At 38.7% G+C, this 3,705-nt stretch carries 1 protein-coding gene; it reads left to right on the top strand.

Features of this window, described 5'->3' with window-relative positions:
* The coding region (locus AX662_RS07855) for an SspB-related isopeptide-forming adhesin (protein WP_331709206.1) at positions 1 to 3,705 on the top strand (3,705 nt) is incomplete at both ends.

The raw sequence follows: 3,705 nt of genomic DNA, 5'->3' as shown, positions 1-3,705 counted from the left end.
TTCTTATCGCGACTGTAGGCGACATTGCGGATAAAGAATTTAACAACCGTGTAACTCCTCCAGACGAACCTAAGTTCCAACCAGAGAAATACGTTCTTAGCGATGGTAACGGTAAGTTCGATATCACTGGTACTAAACTTCTTGATGACGATAAAGAGTTGGCTGACAAGTACGCAGATACAAATGCGAACCCATATGCGGATAAAGCTGATAACAACGAAGCAGAAAACATCAATACTAAAGCTGTTAAACGTGGCGACACTATTAACTACCAAGTATGGCTTGATACAAATCAATTTGATGCAAACAATAAGGATAACATCCAAACTGTTGGTATCACTGATGATTATGATGAAGCTAAATTGGAAGTTAAGCAATCAGATATCAAGGCTTACGATGGTAAGACTGGTGCTGATGTTACTGACAAGTTCGACATCTCTATCGCTAACGGCGTGATTACTGCTAACCTTAAAGCTGGCTTCACTAAGTCACTTGGCGATGCAGAAAACACTCAAATTATCGATACTACTAAGTTCGAATTTGGACGTTACTACAAGTTTGTCATCCCAGCTAAGGTTACTGACGGTGCTTACGATGGTGCTGAAATTGAAAATACAGCAGCTCAAGTTGTAAACTACTACAACCCAACTACTAAGACTGTTGAAAAACCAAACAAACCAACTGAAAAACGTGTTAACAACGTTCCAACTGCTATCGAGTTGATCTTCGGTAAGACACTTAACGGACGTAAGTTGCAAGATAAAGAATTTACTTTCGAATTGAAAGATGAAAAAGGTAATGTTCTTGAAACAGTTAAGAATGATGCCGAAGGTAAAGTTAAGTTCTCTACTATCAACTATGCTAAAGCAGATCTTGGTAAGACATTCAACTACACAGTAGAAGAAGTTAAAGGAACTGATACAACTGTTACTTACGATAACATGAAAGTCAATGTTACTGTTCAAGTTATCCAACCTTCAGTAGGAGATCAATTGTCAACAGTTATCTCTTACGCTACAGTAGGTGGAGATGCTTATGGTGGTGACGATCGTGTCTTCGATAACAACGTAACTCCTAACTTCAAACCAGAGAAATACGTTGTTTCAGAACCAAGCTTCGACATCATTGGTAACAAACTTGCTGATGACGACGATTCAGCTGATAAAGTTGAAATCCAAAACTTGAATGGTAAGACCCTCAAACGTGGTCAAAAGATCTACTATCAAGTATGGCTTGATACTCGTGACTTCACTGCAGAAAGCAACCTTCAAACAGTTGGTATCACAGACAACTACGAAGAAGCTAAGCTCGATATCGACGCTTCTGAAATCAAGGTTTACGATGGTATCACTGGTAAGGATGTTACAGACAAGTTCGATATTAAAGTTGAAAATGGTGTTCTCTACGGTACATCTAAAGCAAGCTTGACTAAAGCTATTAGTGCAACAGATGCTACTCCAGTCATCGATACAACTAAATTCGAGTTTGGTCGTTACTATAAATTTGATATCCCAGCTGTTGTTAAAGACATTGATGCTAACGACGGTGTAGATATTGAAAATACAGCTAACCAAACAATTCACCAATACAACCCATTCAATAAGAAAGTTACAACTCCTGAAAAACCAACTCAAACACGTGAAAACAACGTTCCAGTTCCACTCGAGTTCAACTTCACTAAACGACTTGAAGGCCGTGAGTTGACTGCAGGTGAGTTTAGCTTCGTATTGAAAGACAAAGACAACAAGGTTCTTCAAACAGTAACCAACGATAAAGATGGTCACATCAAGTTTGAAAAACTCTTGTTCAACAAAGCTGATCTTGGTAAGACATTCACTTACACAGTTGAAGAAGTAGCTGGTAAAGATACTTCAATCACTTATGATGCTATGAAAGCAACTGTAACAGTAGAAGTTACTAAGGAAGGCAAAGTTCTCACAACTGTCGTTAACCACGCTTCAACAGGCGGATTCGCTTCAAGCGCTAACGATAAAGAGTTCAACAACAAAGTTCGCCCACCAGAAACACCTAAGTTCCAACCAGAAAAATATGTTGTTTCTGAAGCAAAATTCGATATCACAGGTACTAAGCTCGTTGATGATGATAAAGAATTGGCTAACAAGGTTGCAGATACAAATGCTAATCCTTACGCTGATGATGCATCAAACAACGAATTGGAAAACATGAATACTAAGTCTGTTAAACGTGGTGATAAACTTGTTTACCAAGTATGGCTCGATACAACTAAATTCGACGCCAACAACAAGGATTACATCCAAACAGTTGGTATCTCTGATGACTACGACGAAACTAAGTTGGAACTTGACGCTACTAAGATTAAAGCTTACGATTCAGTAACAGGTGAAGATGTTACCGCTAAATTCGACATCACAGTTGAAAACGGTGTAATCACAGCTAACCTTAAAGATGGCTTCACTAAGTCACTTGGTGATGCTGCAAACACTCAAATTATCGACACAACTAAGTTTGCCTTTGGTCGTTACTATAAATTTGATATCCCAACCACTGTTAAAGACACTGTTCCTGGTGGTGTAGATATTGAAAATACAGCTGGACAAGTTGTTCACTACTACAACCCAACAACTAAGAAGGTTGAAACACCTAAGGTACCAACTGAAAAACGTGTTAACAGTGTTCCAGTTGAAGTCGGATTCAACTTCACTAAACGTTTGGAAGGTCGTGAGCTTAAAGCTAACGAATTCACATTCGAGTTGAAGGATGCAGCAGGTAAAGTTGTTGAAACTGTTAAGAATGATGCAGCTGGTAACGTTAAATTCTCTAAACTTGAATTCAAGAAAGGCCAAGAAGGCGTTCACAAGTACACAGTAGAAGAAGTCAAAGGAACTGATGCAACTGTTACATACGATACAATGAAAGCGAATGTAACAATCACTGTTTCTCATGATGGTACTGCTAAAGCTCTTGTAGCAACTGTTGGTGAAATTGCTGATAAAGAATTCAACAATGCTGTTCGTCCACCAGAAAAACCTAAGTTCCAACCAGAAAAATATGTTGTTTCTGAAGCGAAATTCGACGTAACAGGTACTAAACTTGTTGATGATGATAAAGAATTGGCTAATAAGGTTGCAGATACAAATACCAACCCTTACGCTGATGATGCATCAAACAACGAATTGGAAAACTTGAATACTAAGTCAGTTAAACCTGGTCAAAAACTTTACTACCAAGTATGGCTTGATACAACTCAATTTGACGCTAACAACAAGGATCATATCCAAACTGTTGGTATCACTGATGACTACGATGAAACTAAGTTGGATGTCGATGCATCAGCAATCAAGGCTTACGATTCAGTATCAGGTGCGGATGTAACATCTAAGTTCGACATTAAGGTTGAAAATGGTGTTGTTACAGCTAACCTTAAAGATGGCTTCACTAAGTCACTTGGCGATGCTGAAAACACTCAAGTTATCGACACTACTAAGTTCGAGTTTGGTCGCTACTATAAATTTGATATTCCTGCAACGGTGAAAGCAGACGTCGCTGGCGGTGTGGATATCGAAAATACAGCAGCCCAAGTTGTTAACTACTACAACCCAACAACTAAGAAAGTTGAAAAACCAAACGTACCAACTGAAAAACGTGTTAACAGTGTTCCAATTTCAGTAGAATTCAACTTCACTAAACGTTTGGAAGGCCGTGAGCTTAAAGCTAACGAATTCA

The sequence above is a fragment of the Streptococcus sp. CCH5-D3 genome (assembly GCF_001556435.1).
GTDB lineage: Bacteria > Bacillota > Bacilli > Lactobacillales > Streptococcaceae > Streptococcus.
Note: the sequence above shows the minus strand (reverse complement) of the source record. Positions and strands in the feature narration are given on the sequence as shown.